The sequence below is a fragment of the Paraburkholderia gardini genome, assembly GCF_907164575.1.
Taxonomy (GTDB): domain Bacteria; phylum Pseudomonadota; class Gammaproteobacteria; order Burkholderiales; family Burkholderiaceae; genus Paraburkholderia; species Paraburkholderia gardini.
In genome coordinates this window covers 1-16,456 of sequence record NZ_CAJQYY010000024.1, presented here as the reverse complement: position 1 = coordinate 16,456, position 16,456 = coordinate 1, and the positions used below count along the sequence as shown (strand labels likewise).

16 protein-coding genes and 1 pseudogene are annotated in these 16,456 nt (G+C 62.4%); 15 read left to right on the top strand and 2 right to left on the bottom strand.

The window, feature by feature from the left end; genetic code table 11:
* The first annotated feature begins 1 nt into the window (after position 1).
* The 10 genes from cmk to cysM all read left to right on the top strand — a co-directional run bounded on the left by cmk (position 2) and on the right by cysM (position 9,831).
* Positions 2-688 (top strand): (d)CMP kinase, encoded by a 687-nt coding sequence (gene cmk, locus LPA34_RS19330; RefSeq protein ID WP_228981211.1) that lies wholly within the window; start codon positions 2-4, stop codon positions 686-688.
* Positions 689-865: 177 nt separating this feature from the next.
* Positions 866-2,581, top strand: a complete 1,716-nt coding sequence (rpsA, locus tag LPA34_RS19325; protein WP_090528989.1) for a 30S ribosomal protein S1 — start codon at positions 866-868, stop codon at positions 2,579-2,581.
* Between the two features lie 22 nt (positions 2,582-2,603).
* On the top strand, positions 2,604-2,927 hold the full coding sequence (locus LPA34_RS19320) for an integration host factor subunit beta (protein ID WP_228981209.1): 324 nt from the start codon (positions 2,604-2,606) through the stop codon (positions 2,925-2,927).
* A gap of 220 nt (positions 2,928-3,147) precedes the next feature.
* The gene (locus tag LPA34_RS19315) at positions 3,148-3,441 is read left to right on the top strand and encodes a LapA family protein (protein ID WP_228981207.1); all 294 of its coding nucleotides are present in this window, start codon (positions 3,148-3,150) and stop codon (positions 3,439-3,441) included.
* Between the two features lie 63 nt (positions 3,442-3,504).
* Positions 3,505-4,680, top strand: a complete 1,176-nt coding sequence (gene lapB / locus LPA34_RS19310; RefSeq protein ID WP_228981205.1) for a lipopolysaccharide assembly protein LapB — start codon at positions 3,505-3,507, stop codon at positions 4,678-4,680.
* A gap of 172 nt (positions 4,681-4,852) precedes the next feature.
* On the top strand, positions 4,853-6,268 hold the full coding sequence (locus LPA34_RS19305; protein ID WP_228981203.1) for a UDP-glucose dehydrogenase family protein: 1,416 nt from the start codon (positions 4,853-4,855) through the stop codon (positions 6,266-6,268).
* Positions 6,222-7,223 carry a D-glycero-beta-D-manno-heptose-7-phosphate kinase gene (gene rfaE1, locus LPA34_RS19300; RefSeq protein ID WP_407672539.1) on the top strand — a complete coding sequence of 334 codons (1,002 nt, stop codon included), beginning with the start codon at positions 6,222-6,224 and terminating at the stop codon, positions 7,221-7,223. The genes LPA34_RS19305 and rfaE1 overlap by 47 nt, the downstream gene beginning before the upstream one ends.
* Positions 7,224-7,307: 84 nt before the next feature.
* Positions 7,308-8,300: an ADP-glyceromanno-heptose 6-epimerase gene (gene rfaD / locus LPA34_RS19295; protein ID WP_228981200.1), complete on the top strand. Its 993-nt coding sequence runs from the start codon at positions 7,308-7,310 to the stop codon at positions 8,298-8,300.
* A gap of 77 nt (positions 8,301-8,377) precedes the next feature.
* Positions 8,378-8,752, top strand: coding sequence for a ComEA family DNA-binding protein (locus LPA34_RS19290; protein ID WP_228981198.1), 375 nt, complete (start codon positions 8,378-8,380; stop codon positions 8,750-8,752).
* Positions 8,753-8,928: 176 nt separating this feature from the next.
* On the top strand, positions 8,929-9,831 hold the full coding sequence (gene cysM / locus LPA34_RS19285; RefSeq protein ID WP_228981196.1) for a cysteine synthase CysM: 903 nt from the start codon (positions 8,929-8,931) through the stop codon (positions 9,829-9,831).
* A 94-nt stretch (positions 9,832-9,925) separates the two neighbouring features.
* Here cysM and mltB read toward each other — a convergent pair whose 3' ends face one another.
* The gene (gene mltB, locus LPA34_RS19280) at positions 9,926-11,158 is read right to left on the bottom strand and encodes a lytic murein transglycosylase B (RefSeq protein WP_228981194.1); all 1,233 of its coding nucleotides are present in this window, start codon (positions 11,156-11,158) and stop codon (positions 9,926-9,928) included.
* Positions 11,159-11,352: 194 nt separating this feature from the next.
* On the opposite strand from mltB, the gene LPA34_RS19275 reads away from it, so the two are divergent.
* Positions 11,353-12,276 (top strand): histone deacetylase family protein, encoded by a 924-nt coding sequence (locus LPA34_RS19275; RefSeq protein WP_228981191.1) that lies wholly within the window; start codon positions 11,353-11,355, stop codon positions 12,274-12,276.
* Between the two features lie 40 nt (positions 12,277-12,316).
* On the opposite strand, the gene LPA34_RS19270 is transcribed toward LPA34_RS19275, so the two are convergent.
* Positions 12,317-13,264 carry an alpha/beta hydrolase gene (locus LPA34_RS19270; protein WP_411179009.1) on the bottom strand — a complete coding sequence of 316 codons (948 nt, stop codon included), beginning with the start codon at positions 13,262-13,264 and terminating at the stop codon, positions 12,317-12,319.
* Between the two features lie 207 nt (positions 13,265-13,471).
* Here LPA34_RS19270 and LPA34_RS19265 point away from each other — a divergent pair, with 207 nt between their 5' ends.
* From LPA34_RS19265 to LPA34_RS19250, 4 genes and pseudogenes are all read left to right on the top strand, one after another.
* Positions 13,472-14,506 (top strand): methionine ABC transporter ATP-binding protein, encoded by a 1,035-nt coding sequence (locus LPA34_RS19265; protein WP_228981188.1) that lies wholly within the window; start codon positions 13,472-13,474, stop codon positions 14,504-14,506.
* On the top strand, positions 14,496-15,149 hold the full coding sequence (locus tag LPA34_RS19260) for a methionine ABC transporter permease (RefSeq protein WP_228981185.1): 654 nt from the start codon (positions 14,496-14,498) through the stop codon (positions 15,147-15,149). Before LPA34_RS19265 ends, LPA34_RS19260 begins: the two co-directional genes overlap by 11 nt.
* Positions 15,150-15,202: 53 nt before the next feature.
* The gene (locus tag LPA34_RS19255) at positions 15,203-16,006 is read left to right on the top strand and encodes a MetQ/NlpA family ABC transporter substrate-binding protein (RefSeq protein WP_228981184.1); all 804 of its coding nucleotides are present in this window, start codon (positions 15,203-15,205) and stop codon (positions 16,004-16,006) included.
* 287 nt (positions 16,007-16,293) lie between these two features.
* Positions 16,294-16,456, top strand: a pseudogene (locus LPA34_RS19250) (electron transfer flavoprotein subunit beta/FixA family protein); the annotation flags it as partial.

The window sequence follows — 16,456 nt, the reverse complement described above, 5'->3', positions numbered from 1 at the left end:
GATGAAACCGACCCGTCCCTTTCACCAGACGCCCGTCATCACGATCGACGGCCCGACGGCCTCCGGCAAGGGCACCGTAGCCGCGCTGGTTGCCGCGCACCTTGGCTTTCACCTGCTGGACAGCGGCGCGCTGTACCGGCTGGCGGCGCTGGCGAGCCTGCGCTACGCCATCCCGGTCGGCGATGCCGATGCGCTCGCCGGGTTGATCAACGATCTGCACATCACGTTCCGTGAAGGGCTTGCACAACTCGACGGCGCGGACGTTTCCGCGGAAATCCGCATGGAAGAGATCGGTAACCGGGCTTCCGCGATTGCGGTTCACGCGCCTGTGCGGGCCGCGCTGGTGGCGCGCCAGCGGGCGTTTCGCAAGGAGCCGGGGCTGGTCGCCGACGGCCGCGACATGGGCACGGTGATCTTCCAGGACGCGACGCTGAAGGTCTTTATGACCGCAAGCGCGGAGGCTCGCGCCGCGCGGCGGCATAAGCAATTGATCCAAAAAGGAATTTCTGCTAATATAGATGACTTGCTTCGGGATTTGCGTGAGCGTGACGAACGCGATAGTCAGCGTGCGGCCGCGCCGCTCAAGCCCGCGGCGGATGCAATGCTTCTGGATACCTCGTCGCTTTCGGTCGACCAGGCGGTCGATCAGGTGGTGCAGTGGTACCAGAGCGTAGTGGTGAAAAATTAGCAAAAAACAGTATGCGCAGTTGATTGTGTAGTGCAGTAGGTGCTTCGCGAATGGTCGTGAAGCGTGTTTTAACCCCTTAACCCCGCGTGGCATTCGTATTTTTGCCCTATTCGCCCAGCGAATTCGCTAGCCATTCCGGCCGGCAGGCAGCGCGAAAACCCGCAACTTCTGATTTTTATGTCCGACCTGCAAACCTCTACCCCGAATACCGAATCTTTTGCGGCTCTGTTCGAAGAGTCGCTGACCAAGCAGGACATGCGCGCTGGCGAAGTGATCTCCGCCGAAGTCGTGCGTGTCGACCACAACTTCGTGGTCGTGAATGCTGGTCTCAAGTCCGAAGCCTACATCCCGCTCGAAGAGTTCCTGAATGACGCGGGCGAGGTAGAAGTGCAGGCGGGCGACTTCGTTTCCGTCGCGATCGACGCGCTGGAAAACGGCTATGGCGACACGATCCTGTCGCGCGACAAGGCGAAGCGTCTGGCTTCGTGGCTGTCGCTGGAAAAGGCCCTCGACAACAACGAACTCGTGACCGGCACGATCACGGGCAAGGTCAAGGGCGGCATGACCGTCATGGTCAACGGCATCCGCGCGTTCCTGCCGGGTTCGCTCGTCGACACGCGTCCGGTCAAGGACACGACCCCGTACGAAGGCAAGACGCTGGAATTCCGCGTCATCAAGCTCGACCGCAAGCGTAACAACGTCGTGCTGTCGCGCCGTGCCGTGATCGAAGCCACTCAAGGCGAAGAGCGCGCAAAGCTGCTCGAGACGCTGAAGGAAGGCGCGATCGTGGAAGGCGTGGTCAAGAACATCACCGACTACGGCGCGTTCGTGGACCTCGGCGGTATCGACGGCCTGCTGCACATCACCGACATCGCATGGCGTCGTGTGCGTCACCCGAGCGAAGTGCTGTCGGTTGGCCAGGAAGTTACCGCGAAGATCCTCAAGTTCGATCAAGAAAAGAACCGCGTTTCGCTCGGCATCAAGCAACTCGGCGACGATCCGTGGGAAGGCATTTCCCGCCGTTACCCGTCGGGCACGCGCCTGTTCGGCAAGGTCACCAACATCACTGACTACGGCGCATTCGTCGAAGTGGAATCGGGCATCGAAGGCCTGGTTCACGTGTCGGAAATGGACTGGACGAACAAGAACGTTGCACCGTCGAAGGTTGTGCAGCTGGGCGACGAAGTCGAAGTCATGGTTCTCGAAATCGACGAAGACCGCCGCCGTATCAGCCTCGGCATGAAGCAATGCAAGCCGAACCCGTGGGACGACTTCAGCCGCAACTTCAAGAAGGGCGACAAGCTGCAAGGCGCAATCAAGTCGATCACCGACTTCGGCGTCTTCATCGGTCTGCCGGGCGGCATCGACGGCCTGGTTCACCTGTCGGACCTGTCGTGGAGCGAAACGGGCGAAGAAGCGGTTCGCAAGTACAAGAAGGGCGACGAAGTGGAAGCCATCGTTCTCGGCATCGACGTCGAGAAGGAACGCATTTCGCTGGGTATCAAGCAGCTCGAAGGCGACCCGTTCAGCAACTTCGTTGCAATGAACGACAAGGGTTCGATCGTCGACGGCGTGGTCAAGACGGTAGATGCGAAGGGTGCCGTGGTTCAGCTGTCGGCGGAAGTCGAAGGCTACCTGCGCGCTTCGGAACTGTCGCAAGACCGCGTGGAAGATGCACGCAACGTCCTGAAGGACGGCGACAAGGTCAATGCGATGATCATCAACATCGACCGCAAGTCGCGTGGCATCAACCTGTCGATCAAGGCCAAGGATTCGGCAGAGCAACAGGAAGCGATTCGCGGCCTGGCTTCGTCGGATTCGAGCTCGGCTGCAACCGGCACGACGAACCTCGGCGCGCTGCTGAAGGCCAAGCTCGACGGCCAGAACCAGTAAGCCTTAAGAGGTCTGCTGCAGTATGACCAAATCGGAATTGGTCGCCCAGCTGGCTACGCGATTTCCGCAACTTGTACTCAAAGATGCGGATTTTGCGGTGAAGACGATGCTTGATGCGATGTCGGAGGCGCTTGCCAGCGGTCATCGCATCGAAATTCGTGGCTTCGGCAGCTTCGGCTTGAACCGTCGTCCTTCCCGCGTCGGACGCAATCCGAAATCGGGCGAAAAGGTGCTGGTACCTGAGAAGTACGTACCGCACTTCAAGCCTGGCAAGGAATTGCGCGAGCGCGTCGATGGTCGCGCGGGCGAGCCGTTGAAAGCCGAGTCGCCGGACGACGATCTGTGAGATTCAGCAGCGTCGTCAGCGTCCAGTGCAGACGGCAAAGACCAGAAAAAGCGCCTTCGGGCGCTTTTTTTTCGTCTGTCCCGTCTGTCATTCCCCGGCGGTTCGTGCCTCACGGGGAACGCTTCATTTACAATACGGGTCACTTCGGCGCGGGCAATTTCGTGGCGCGACGCGTCATCAGGCCAGCGTCATCTCGCAACTGCCGTCAAGAGACTAATTCATGAAATTTATCGTCTGGTTGATCCGCGTTCTGGTGTTCGTGCTGCTGCTGGTGCTCGCGTTCGCCAATACGCAACCCGCCACGCTGAATTTCCTCGCCGGTTATGCGTGGCAGGCGCCGTTGATCCTGATCGGTCTCGCGTTCTTCGTCGTCGGGCTGCTGGCGGGTCTGTTGTCGTCGATGCCGGCCGTGGTCCGCCTGCGATTCGAGAACGGCCGTCTGAGACGCGAGTTGCGGACCGCGCGCGAAACGCCTGTGGTTGTCGAAGAACCACCGCTGCCGCCGCTGATCTAGTTTTCTTCCTGCCGCGTGCGGTTGCGCACGCTGGCGTTCAATTCCCACTTCCGAACAATTCGCATGGATCTGGATTTCTGGTGGCTGCTCGTCATACCCGTCGCGTTCGCGTTCGGCTGGATGGCGGCGCGGTATGACCTCAAAGCGTTGCTGTCCGAAAGCGCCAACCTTCCGCGTTCGTATTTTCGCGGCCTGAACTTCCTGCTGAACGAGCAGCCGGACCAGGCCATCGATGCGTTCATCGAAGTCGTGAAGCTCGACCCTGAAACCATCGAACTGCATTTCGCGCTGGGTAACCTGTTCCGGCGTCGCGGCGAAACCGACCGCGCGATCCGGGTGCACCAGAACCTGTTGAGCCGGGCGGATCTGCCTGTCACCGAGCGCGACCATGCGTTGTTCGAGCTTGGACAGGATTTCCTGAAGGCGGGCCTGCTCGATCGCGCGGAGGAAACGTTCCGCTCGCTCAAGTCGGGTGATTACGCGCTGGGCGCACAGCGCGCGCTTCTCACGATCTATGGGATCGAGAAGGACTGGAACAAGTCGATCGATACTGCACGCCAGCTCGAAACGATGGGCTCGGAGTCGCTCGAAAAGGAAATCGCGCAGTTTCATTGCGAGCTCGCGCAGGAAGCGCTGCAGCAGAAGAATGTCGAAGAAGCGCGCCGGCAGCTCGGCCTCGCGTTAAAGGCGAATCCGCAGAGCGTGCGCGCGACAATTCTGTCTGGCGACGTCGATGCAGCGGGCGGCGCGCAGGAAGCGGCGATCGCGCAGTGGCTGCGTGTCGAGGCGCAGAATCCGGCGTATCTGCCGCTCGTGGCGGAAAAACTGCTGAAGGCATATCAGGCGCTCGGTCGGGGCGAAGAAGGCGCGGATCTGATGGCCACGTGGATCGACCGTTATCCGTCGAACGATCTGCTTGACGTCGCGTACCAGCATGTCGCCGCGTTGCGCGGACCCGATGCGGCACATGCGCTGGCGCGCGCGCAGATGCAGAAGTCGCCGAATCTGGCGGGCATGACGCGTCTGCTCGAGGCTCAGCAGTCGACGGCCGAAGAGCCGCGTCGCAGCGAGCTGGAACTGATGCGCACGTTGATCCGGCAGCGCACGAAGAACCTGCCGCGCTACACGTGCCAGAATTGTGGATTCCGGGCGCGCCTTTTTTATTGGCAATGCCCGGGCTGCAGCGGTTGGGAGACCTATGCGCCGCGCCGGGTAGAGCCGATCACTGCGTCGAACTGAATATCGGGCGAGGGCCTTCGCTTGGGGGGGGCGTCGCTATCGGAACAGCATCTACAGTCAGGGGCGCCGCGCATGCGTGATGCGCCGCTGGCACTGGCGAGATGCCCCGGGCGGCGAGCGCCGCTCTCTGTAACAACAGGATTCGCCAGATGAATCCAATACCGGAGCGCGTATGAAAGTCACTATCATCGGCACGGGCTACGTCGGCCTTGTCACGGGCGCGTGTCTCGCCGAAATCGGCAACGACGTGTTCTGTCTCGACGTCGACCAGCGCAAGATCGACATTCTCAATAGCGGTGGCGTGCCGATCCACGAGCCGGGTCTGCAGGAGATGATCGCGCGTACGCGCGCGGCTGGGCGCATCCAGTTTTCGACGGACGTCGAAGCGAGCGTCGCGCACGGCGAAGTGCAGTTCATCGCGGTCGGCACGCCGCCCGATGAAGACGGCTCGGCCGATCTGCAATACGTGCTCGAAGCGGCCCGCAATATCGGCCGCCACATGACCGACTACAAGGTGATCGTCGATAAATCGACGGTGCCGGTCGGCACGGCCCAACGCGTGCAGGGCGTGATCAACGAGGAACTCGCGAAACGGGGTCTCGCGGGTAGCGCGGAGCATCAATTCTCGGTGGTGTCGAATCCGGAGTTCCTGAAGGAAGGCGCCGCCGTCGACGACTTCATGCGCCCCGATCGCATCGTACTCGGCAGCGACGACGACGAAGCCGGCATGCGTGCGCGCGAAAAGATGAAGCGTCTGTACGCGCCGTTCAACCGTAACCACGAACGCACGCTTTACATGGATGTCCGTTCGGCCGAATTTACGAAGTACGCGGCGAATGCGATGCTGGCGACGCGCATCTCGTTCATGAACGAGATGGCGAACCTGGCGGATCGCGTCGGTGCGGATATCGAAGCGGTGCGTCGCGGTATCGGTTCGGACCCGCGTATCGGCTACCACTTTCTGTATGCGGGTTGCGGCTATGGCGGTTCGTGTTTCCCGAAGGACGTGCAGGCGCTGATCCGTACGGCGGCCGGGACGGGCCCGGGTCTGCGCATTCTCGAAGCGGTCGAGGAAGTGAATCACGAGCAGAAGGAAGTCCTCGTGCGCAAGATCACGAAGATGCTTGGCGACGACCTGACGGGCCGTACGTTCGCCGTCTGGGGGCTCGCGTTCAAGCCGAATACCGACGACATGCGCGAAGCGCCGAGCCGTCGCGTGATCGCTGATCTGCTCGCGCGCGGCGCGGCGGTGCGTGCGTACGATCCGGTCGCGGTGGATGAAGCGCGACGTGTTTTAAATCTCGATCTCGGTCACGAGCCCGCGCAACTCGCGCGGCTGCATTTCACCGCGACGCAGGACGAGACGCTTTCCGGCGCGGATGCCCTCGTGATCGTCACGGAATGGAAGGAGTTCAAGAGCCCGGATTTTGTCCATCTGAAGGCGGTGCTCAAGTCGCCGCTGATTTTCGACGGCCGCAACCTGTATGAACCTGGAGCGATGGCCGAGCTCGGCATCGACTATCACTCGATTGGACGTCCGCATGCCGAACTTTCCGAATCTACGGTCAGCACCTCATCCGATGCCTGAGCACGCCATGCCCATTCCCGATGTGGGCGTCGTCCCGCGCGCCCAGCTCGCGGGTGCCCGCGTTCTCGTGGTCGGCGATGTGATGCTGGACCGCTACTGGTTCGGCGACGTCAACCGCATTTCGCCTGAAGCGCCGGTGCCCGTCGTTCATGTGCAGAAGCAGGAAGACCGGCTGGGCGGTGCGGCGAACGTCGCGCGCAATGCGGTCGCGCTCGGTGCGCAGACGGGCTTGTTGTGCGTCGTCGGTCACGACGAGCCGGGCGAGCGCGTCGTGCAACTGCTTCAGGATAGCGGCGTGGCGGCTCATCTCGAGCGCGACCCGGCGCTCCTGACCACGATCAAGTTACGTGTGCTTTCGCGTCAGCAGCAACTGCTGCGCGTCGATTTCGAGAACACGCCGGCGCATGAAATCCTGCTTGCGGGTCTCGCGCGCTTCGACGAACTGCTGCCTTCTCACGACGTGATCCTGATGTCGGATTACGCAAAGGGTGGTCTTACGCACGTGACGCAGATGATCGCGCACGCACGCACGGCCGGCAAACCGGTGCTGGTCGACCCGAAGGGCGACGACTGGGAACGCTATCGCGGCGCCACGCTGATCACGCCGAATCGCGCGGAGCTGCGCGAGGTGGTCGGGCAGTGGAAGTCGGAGGATGACCTGCATGCGCGCGTGGCGGCGTTGCGCGCGTCGCTCGACTTCAAGGCGCTGCTGCTGACGCGCTCGGAGGAGGGCATGACGCTCTTCACCGACGAAGGCGTGCTGCACGCTTCGGCCGTTGCACGCGAAGTGTATGATGTCTCGGGTGCGGGCGACACCGTGATCGCCACGCTCGCCGTCATGCTCGGCGCCGGCCTGTCGCTCGTCGAAGCCGTCGGGCTCGCGAATCGCGCAGCCGGCATCGTGGTCGGCAAACTCGGCACCGCTACCGTCGACTACGACGAACTCTTTCAATGATGTCGCGCACCGCCCGACCTTCGCGCTCCACCGCGACACCGGCGGCGGGTTGCGAAGGCTGAACCTCATTTCCGCAGGACGACCATGACCCTCATCGTCACCGGCGCAGCCGGTTTTATCGGCAGCAATCTCGTCAAGGCGCTCAACGAACGCGGCGAACAACGGATCATCGCCGTGGATAACCTCACGCGCGCCGACAAGTTCAAGAACCTCGTCGATTGCGAAATCGATGACTACCTCGACAAGACCGAATTCGTCGAGCGCTTTACGCGCGGTGATTTCGGCAAGGTGCGTGCGGTGTTTCACGAAGGCGCCTGCTCGGACACGATGGAAGCCGACGGCCGCTACATGATGGACAACAACTTCCGCTACAGCCGCGCGGTGCTCGACGCCTGCCAGGCGCAGGGCGCGCAGTTCCTGTATGCGTCGTCGGCGGCTGCCTATGGCGGGTCGAGCCGCTTCGTCGAGGAGCGCGAAGTGGAGAAACCGCTGAACGTATACGGCTACTCGAAATTCCTGTTCGATCAGGTGATCCGCCGCGTGCTGCCGACGGCGACCAGCCAGATCGCCGGCTTTCGGTACTTCAACGTGTACGGCCAGCGCGAGACGCACAAGGCGCGCATGGCGTCGGTGGCGTTTCATAACTTCAACCAGTTCCGCTCGGAAGGCAAGGTCAAGCTGTTCGGCGAGTACAACGGCTACAACCCGGGTGAACAGACGCGCGATTTCGTTTCGGTCGAAGACGTCGTGAAGGTGAACCTGTTCTTCTTCGATCATCCGGAGAAGTCGGGCATCTTCAACCTTGGCAGCGGCCGTGCACAGCCGTTCAACGATATCGCTTCGACGGTGGTCAACACGCTGCGTGCGCTGAACAGCGAGCCGGCGCTCTCGCTCGCGGAGCAGGTGCAACGCGGGCTGATCGAGTACATTCCGTTTCCCGATGCGCTGCGCGGCAAGTATCAGTGCTTCACGCAGGCGGACCTCACGAAGCTGCGTGCGGCCGGCTACGACGCGCCGTTCCTGAGTGTGCAGGAAGGGGTCGATCGCTACGTACGTTGGCTGTTCGGCCAGCTTTAACGCCTCCCTGCGCATCAATACACTGGAGTCTCCTGGTCGGCGGCAGTCGCCGGCCGGTTGTTCAAGGGAGATTCCACATGTTCAAAAAATTTCTGGTTCTGGCAGCACTGCTCGCTTCGTTCGGTCACGCGTTTGCATCGGTGGACGTCAACACCGCCAATGAGGACGCGTTGCGCGGTGTCAAGGGCATCGGCCCCGCACGCGCCAGGGCAATTCTCGACGAACGCACCGCACACGGCCCGTTCAAGGACGCCGCCGATCTCGGCAAGCGCGTAAAGGGCATGGGCGGTCATACGGTCGAGCGGCTCCAGTCTGAAGGCCTCGCGGTCGGACCCGCTGGTGCGCAGGCTACCGCTTCCGCGTCGGGCAAACCGGCGCCAGCCGCAGCGGGTACGGCTACCGCCGCGAACGCGAAGAAAGACAGTACGACCACCGTCGCGGTGAAGAAGTAACCTGAATCAGGCGGCCACGTGCGCGCGGCCGCCTGCCTGAAAGTGGAGCATCCGGTTCTGGGGTGAAGCACGGCGTAATGCGCGTCCATCCACACGGCCAAAAGGGCCACCCGGCAGGCGCGGGCATGGTGGTTTAGAATCGCTGGATTCCGCGCATCGCTTTCCAGGCATTCGATATGGCTTACAAAACAATTGAAGACACGATTGGCAATACGCCGCTCGTTCAGCTTGTCCGCCTTCCGGACGACGAAATCCGTAGCCGCAACAACGTGATTCTCGGCAAGCTCGAAGGCAACAATCCGGCGGGTTCCGTGAAGGACCGCCCGGCGCTTTCGATGATCAGAAAGGCAGAAGAGCGCGGCCGCATCAAGCCGGGCGATACGCTGATCGAATCGACAAGCGGAAATACCGGCATCGCGCTGGCCATGGCTGCGGCGGTCCGCGGGTACAAGATGATGCTGGTCATGCCTGAAGACCTGTCGGTCGAACGACGTCAGAGCATGGCGGCGTACGGCGCGGAGATCGTTCTCACGCCCGTCACGGGTGGCATGGAATACGCACGTGACCTCGCCGAGCAGATGCAACGCGAAGGCAAGGGCACAATCCTCGACCAGTTCTCCAATCCCGACAATCCACTTGCTCATTACGAGACGACTGGCCCGGAAATCTGGCAGGACACGGAAGGCCGCATCACGCATTTCGTTTCGGCGATGGGCACCACGGGCACGATCATGGGCGTGTCGCAGTACCTGAAGGAAAAGAACGAGTCGATCGAAATTATCGGTGCGCAACCGGAAGAAGGTTCGCGCATTCCGGGCATCCGCAAATGGCCTGAAGCGTATCTGCCGAAGATCTTCGATCGCAGCCGCGTGGATCGCGTCGAGAACGTGAGTCAGGCAGCGTCCGAAGCGATGGCGCGGCGTATGGCCGCCGTGGAAGGCATCTTCTGCGGCATCTCCGCGGCAGGCGCGTGCGAAGTCGCCTTGCGTATCGCGCGGCAGGTCGAAAACGCGACGATCGTGTTTGTCGTGTGCGATCGCGGTGACCGCTATCTGTCGACCGGGGTGTTCCCCGCCTGATCGCGGTCGGCCTTCCCGTCTGGCATCGCCAATAAAAAAGCGCCGGCTCCGGCGCTTTTTTTATTCTACGGCGCGACCTTCACGCTCCGGCGGATTACTGCGCGTTCGCGCCCGATGCTGCCGTGCTGCTCGAATTTGCGCCGGCGGCCGTTTCGCTCGCGATCTGTGCCTTGATGCGCTCCCCCAGCTGATACACGGCCAGCGCGTAGAAGAAGCTGCGGTTGTAGCGCGTGAGTACGTAGAAGTTTTTCAAACCCAGCATGTATTCGGTCGCGCGGCCCGGCGTCGGCAGATCGATCATCGCGACCGGCGTGCCGGCTTCCGATGCGATATCGAGCCCCGGCTCGTTCATCAGCATGCCCGCGCGCAGCAGTTGCTGAAGCGGCCAGTGCGGTTCAGGCTGCCCGTCGGCGGCGGCCTGCGCGACGCCGAGGCTGCCCGTGTCCGACGCAATCTTCCATACCACCGGACGGCCCGTTTCCCAGCCGTTCTGTTTAAGATAATTCGCGACGCTACCAATCGCATCCGCCTGGCTCGTGCGCAGATCGATCTGCTTGTTGCCGTCGAAGTCGACCGCGTATTGCACGATGCTGCTTGGCAGGAACTGCGGAATGCCGATGGCGCCCGTGTACGAGCCGAGCACCGAGTTGGGATCGATCTGGGCGTCGCGCGTCCAGACCAGGTAGTCTGCGAGATTCTTGCGGAACGTCGTCTGACGGTCGGCGCGATTCGGGGTGTTGGGGTAGTCGAAGGTTAGCGTGGTGAGCGCATCGAGCACACGGAAGTTGCCCATGTAGCGCCCGTAAATGGTTTCGACGCCGATGATGCCCACGATCACTTCCGGCGGCACGCCGAACTGCTCATAGGCGCGCTGCAACGTCGCCTGGTTCGCGCGCCAGAAGCGCACTCCCGCGTTGATTCGCACCGTATCCAGGAAGCGCGACTGATACACCCGCCAGTTTTTCACCGAAGGCGACGGCGAAGGTGTCACGAGTTTCACCGCTGTCGCCGAGTAGCTCGTGTGCGCGAACAGCGTGTGCAGCGTGGCGGAATCGAAATCGTAGCGTGCGACCATGTCGTTGATGAACGCGTCGACGTTCGGATTGTTCGCGTAGCGTTGCGGAACGATCTCTTCCTCGAAGGTTTGCCCCTGAGGCACGGGCTGCTCCGGTAAACCCTGCGCGACGAGCACGGGTGCTTTTGCCCGGGCAGTCTGCGCCAGCACCGCGGGCGATGCGATGAACGCGCATGCGGCGACGGACAGCGCGGCGGCAACGTTCGTTACGCGAAGCCGGTTTCGTGCGGACAGGGCAAGCTTGACGATCATAGGGCAGGGGTCGGTTCGGTGCGAAGGGTTCGGCGCAGTATACCCGACGGCATTCGCAAAACCATGGCCAGAGCGCGTCGCGGCGATCCGTTGTGGTAACTTGATGCCTGATACGCGTGCCACGTGCGGCGCGCGCAAACGGAAGGAGACATGTCGCGCTGGCTTTGATCGCCAGGCGGCAGAAGAACACGCTCATGGCAACAGGCTTCTATTCCCACAACGACTGTCTGCTGCACGAAATGGGGCAATGGCATCCCGAGTGTCCGGCGCGCCTGCAGGCAATCGAAGACCAGCTGATCGCAAGTCGCATCGGTTCGCTCATCGAGCGCGAATCGCCGCCGCTCGCCGACGATGACGCGCTACTGCGCGTGCATACCCAGGCGCATGTGGACTACATTCGCGCATGCTCGCCGGATGGGGGTTACGCCGCGATCGATCCTGACACAACGATGAATGCGCACACGTTGCAGGCCGCGTTGCGCGCGGCGGGCGCGGCGGTCGCGGCCACCGACGCCGTCATAGAAGGCCGCTACGACAACGCGTTCTGCAGCGTGCGTCCGCCCGGTCACCACGCGGAGCCGGCACGCGCCATGGGCTTCTGCTTCTTCAACAACGTCGCGATCGCCGCGCGTCACGCGCTCGAGGTGCACGGCCTCGCGCGCGTCGCGATCATCGATTTCGACGTGCATCACGGCAACGGCACCGAAGCCGCGTTTGCCGGTGACTCACGTGTGCTGATGTGCAGCTTCTTCCAGCATCCGTTCTATCCGTTCACGGGCGCCGACAACCAGGCGGCGAATATGGTCAACGTGCCGCTCGCCGCGCGCACGGGCGGCATGGTCATGCGCGAAGCCGTCGACCTGATGTGGCTGCCGCGGCTTCATGAGTTCAAGCCGGAAATGCTCTTTGTGTCGGCGGGATTCGACGCGCATCGCGAAGACGACCTCGGCAACATGGGCCTCGTCGAAGACGACTACACATGGTTGACCCAGCAGATCCGGGATATCGCAGCCCGCTACGCGCAAGGACGCATCGTCAGCACGCTGGAAGGCGGCTACAACCTCTCGGCGCTCGGGCGCAGCGTCGTGGCGCACGTCCGGGCACTGGCCGACATCTGAGCGACATCTGAGCGACATCTGAAGCCTGCACGCCAGTGCGTCAGCCCGCACGCGCCAGGATCCACTGGATCAGGGCGCTGATTACCCGATCGCGGTCCAGGTCGTTCATCGTCTCGTGATAGCTGTCGTTATAGAGCGTGAGTGTCTTGTCCGGCGAGCCGGCGTGCGCGCCGAAGTCGCGGCTGCCATCGGGCTCGGTGAGTCTGTCCGCGGTGCCGTGCCAGACCAGCAGCGGCAGACGCAACGACGCGCGACCGCGTTCGATCCGTGTCATCGCATCGAGAATTTCCGCGCCTGTGCGTGCGGATACCGCGGCGTGATGCACCAGCGGATCGCCACGGTTCGCCTCCACGACCGCCGGGTCGCGCGAGAGCAGCGACGCATCGATCTTCATCGCCGGAAACCGGGGCCACACGCGGCTGATGATGCGGCTCATCGTGATCATCCAGCGCGGCACATCGCGGCCCGCGGCGAGCGCCGGGCTCGACAGGATCAACCCATGCAGCTTCGGGCCGTTGCCGGCGGCGCGCTCGATCGCATGGAGCGCGGCGACCGTGCCGCCCATGCTGCGGCCCATCAGGAAGAGCGGCGTTCCCGGCCGGGATGCCACGCTGAGCAGGGCGTCGGCATCGTCGAGATAGTCATCGAAGCGCTCGATCCATACACGCGCGCCAGATGCCAGCCCGTGTCCGCGCAGATCGATCGCGACCAGTTCGATGCCCGCGGCGTTCAGTTCGCGGGCAAGCGCTGCGTAGCGACCCGCGTGTTCGGCAAGCCCATGGACCAGCGCGACGGTCGCACGCGGTGTGCCTTCAGGCGTCCACCGGTAGAGCGCCAACCCGGCGCCGTCGCGCGTGGTGACGCGCGAAATCGCGGCGACCGGCGCTGACGGCAAAGCTCCGTCCCGTGTCGCGGACGTGTCGGCTGCATGTGAAGTGATCTCTGTCACTGCTGTCTCCAGTCTCATTATTCTGATCCGACCGATCATAGCGGCGAGCGCCCGGCCGACGTGAGGAACCTGTGTGGTGCGATCCTCTAATGCCTGCAGGTTATGAAAAAATCGTAATTGATTATTAAAGAGAATGATGCCGATGCGGTAAAATCCCGGCTCAAATCCCAATAAAAGCAACGGCGGCTGGGTGTCGGAGCGCAAAACGCTCGTCGGACAGAACCAGCCGCCGTTTCGTTTTTCCACATGATCGAACTTCGCAATATTTCGCAGCGTTTCGCGGGGCCCAGAGGCTGGGTCGAAGCACTGCATAACGTCAATCTTGCCATTCCGCCTGGCGAGGTGTTCGGCATCATCGGCCGCAGCGGAGCGGGCAAGAGCACGCTGGTGCGCACGATCAACCTGCTGACCCGTCCGACCGAAGGCAATATCGTCGTCAACGGTCGCGATCTGACGACGCTGCCCGCCGCGCAACTGCGTGAGGCGCGCCGCGAGATCGGCATGATCTTCCAGCATTTCAACCTGCTGTCCTCGCGTACGGTCTACGAGAACGTCGCGCTGCCGCTCGAACTCGCCGGCATGAAGCGCGCCGAAATCGAGCTGACGGTGTTGCCGCTACTCGAGCTCGTCGGCCTGTCGGCGCAGCAGGATCGCTACCCGGCGCAAATCAGCGGCGGTCAGAAGCAGCGCGTCGGCATCGCGCGTGCGCTCGCGAGCAAGCCGAAAGTGCTGCTCTCCGATGAAGCGACGTCCGCGCTCGACCCTGAAACCACGCGCTCCATTCTCGATCTGCTCAGACGTATCAACCGCGAACTCGGTTTGACGGTGGTCCTGATCACGCACCAGATGGACGTGATCAAGCAGGTCTGCGATCGCGTTGCGGTGCTGGATGCCGGGCGCGTCGTCGAAGAGGGCAAGGTCATCGATGTGTTTCTGCAGCCGCACCACGAAGTCACGCGCGCGCTGATTGGCGACGTGATCGCCCAGGAACTGCCGCCGGCGATGAAGGCGCGCGTCGCCGAACGTTTGAAGACGGGCAGCGGTCATCTGCTGCGTCTTGCGTTCACCGGTTCGGGCGTCGACCAGCCGATCCTGTCGGAGACGATTCGGCGCTACGAACTGGATTTCAACATCCTGCACGGCCAGATCGACGAGATTCAGGGCCAGGCATTCGGCTCGCTCGCGGTGCTCGCGGGCGGACAGCCCACCAGGGTCGCCGAAGCGATCGTGTATCTGCGCGAACAGGGTGTGGTGGTCGAGGAGCTGTCGTATGTTGAGTGAAATGTTCGATATGTTCGTGCAGTCGTTCTGGGAAACGCTCGTGATGGTGGGCATTTCCGGACTGGTCGGCGCGCTGGTGGGTTTGCCGCTCGGCGTGCTGCTGTATCTGACGGATCGCGACGGCGTGCTGCAGAACATCGGCGTGAATCGCGTGATGGGCGTGGTCGTCAACGCCGTGCGTTCGACGCCGTTCATCATCCTGCTGGTCGCGGTGATTCCTTTTACCCGGCTGATCGTCGGCTCGTCGATCGGCACGGCCGCCGCGGTCGTGCCGCTGACGATCGCCGCCGCGCCGTTCATCGCGCGTCTGGTCGAGACGGCGCTGCGCGAAGTCGACCGCGGGCTGATCGAAGCCGCGCAGGCGATGGGCGCGACGACCAGCCAGATCGTCTTCAAGGTGCTGTTGCCGGAATCGCTGCCGGGCGTGATCGCCGGCCTCACGATCACGTTCGTTTCGCTGGTCGGCTATTCGGCGATGGCCGGTGCGATCGGCGGCGGCGGTCTCGGCGACCTCGGCATCCGCTATGGATATCAACGGTTCCTGCCGCAGGTCATGCTGACGGTCGTCGTCATCCTGATCGTGTTCGTGCAAGTGGTGCAGTCGTTCGGGGATTGGCTCGTGCGTCGTCTGAGCCATAAATAACAAAGGCTTTGCCCTTCACGGGTAGTCGCTCATACAGATTGGAAAGGTCAGTCATGCAACGTCGTTTTGTTCTCAAGCTCGCCGCCGTGCTCGGCGCCGCATCGGTATTCGCCTCGACCGCGACGCTCGCCCAGGCGGACGAAACCATCAAGGTCGGCGTCACGGGCGGCCCGCATGCGCAGATCATGGAAGTCGTCAAATCGGTCGCCGCGAAGAACGGGTTGAACATCAAGATCGTCGAATTCTCGGATTACGTGCAGCCGAACGCGGCGCTGGCCGGCGGCGATCTCGATGCCAACAGCTACCAGCACGACCCGTATCTGCAGGCGCAGGTGAAGGACCGCGGCTACAAACTGATCCGCGTGGCCGATACCGTCACGTACCCGATGGGCATCTATTCGAAGAAGATCAAGACGCTGGCCGAACTGAAGCCCGGCTCGAAGATCGCGGTGCCGAACGACCCGACCAATGGCGGCCGTGCATTGCTGCTGCTGCAAAAGCAGGGCCTGCTGAAACTGCGCGCCGATGCCGGTCTGAAGGCGACACCGCTCGATATCGTCGAGAACCCGAGGAAGCTGAAGATCGTCGAACTCGACGCCGCGCAGATTCCGCGTTCGCTGAACGACGTCGACGCCGCCGCGATCAACACGAACTTCGCGATGGAAGCGGGTCTGAAGCCGAGGCAGGACGCGATCGCGATCGAAGACGCGAACGGTCCGTACGTGAACATCATCGCGATCCGCGAAGCCGACAGGAACAAGCCTTGGGTCGCGAAGCTGGTGGCCGCGTACCATTCGCCGGAGGTGAAGCAGTTCGTCGACGGCAAGTTCGGCGGCGCGGTCATCACGGCCTGGTAAGGCCTGACAGGCCCGGTGGGCGTTATGGGTGTGAGATCGGGTTATCCGCCGCGCCCGGCAGTCAAGGCAAGTGCCGACCGTATGCAATCTCGAACTTAGAGGCATCGGGCATAACCCGGGCTTGTCGTCCGGGTTTTTTTGATATTAAAATAGAACGATCGTTCGCTAAACCTGTAGCATTGCGCAGGGGCGATATTTCCGATGCAGACAGCCTGCGGGCGGTTGCTGTGAGGGCAGTCGTTATAATGACCGTCGGGTTGACGTATTCGTAACTTTGGAGCGTATGCATGAAGATCCTGGTGCCAGTCAAGAGAGTGGTCGATTACAACGTGAAAGTCCGGGTGAAGTCGGACGGTACGGGTGTCGACATCGCGAACGTGAAGATGTCGATGAATCCGTTCGACGAGATCGCGGTGGAAGAAGCGGTGCGCCTGAAGGAAGCGGGCGTGG